1 protein-coding gene is annotated in these 613 nt (G+C 75.4%); it reads left to right on the forward strand.

Going from position 1 to position 613, the window contains the following annotated elements; genetic code table 11:
- On the forward strand, positions 1 to 613 hold a 613-nt coding region (locus tag DEIPI_RS31185), incomplete at both ends, for an aminotransferase class III-fold pyridoxal phosphate-dependent enzyme (RefSeq protein WP_045234344.1).

Consider the following 613-nt stretch of genomic DNA (forward strand, 5'->3'; position numbering starts at 1 on the left):
CGAACGCTACGCCGCGCGCCTCACGGGCGCGCTCGGCACGCCCGGCTTCCGCTTCTGGGCGGTGTCGGGCGGCAGCGAGGCGACGGAGAGCGCCATCAAGCTCGCGCGGCAGTACCACGTGGAGCGCGGCGAGGCGTCGCGGGTGCGGATCGTGACGCGCCGCCCCAGCTACCACGGCGCGAGCCTCGGGGCGCTCGCGGCGTCCGGGATGGGCGCCCGGCGCGAGCTCTACGCGCCCCTCATGAACGAGGACGCGTTCCCGAAGATGCCGAAGCCCGACGCCCGGCTCGGCGGCGCTCAGGACGCGTCCCGGCTGCGCGAATTGCTGGAGCGCGTGGGCCCGGAGTCGGTCGCGGCGTTCCTGGCGGAGCCCGTGGTGGGCGCCTCGGACGCGGCGCTCGCACCGAACGAGGGCTACTACGAGGAGATCCGCCGTATCTGCGACGAGTACGGCGTGCTCTTCGTCGCGGACGAGGTCATGACGGGCCTGGGCCGCGCGGGCAGTCTGCTGGCGGTGCGGCAGTGGGACGTCACGCCGGACGTGGTGGTGCTCGGCAAGGGCCTCGCGGCGGGCTACGCGCCCCTGGCGGGCATCCTCGCGTCGCCGCGCGTG

The sequence above is a fragment of the Deinococcus pimensis DSM 21231 genome (assembly GCF_000519345.1).
GTDB lineage: Bacteria > Deinococcota > Deinococci > Deinococcales > Deinococcaceae > Deinococcus_A > Deinococcus_A pimensis.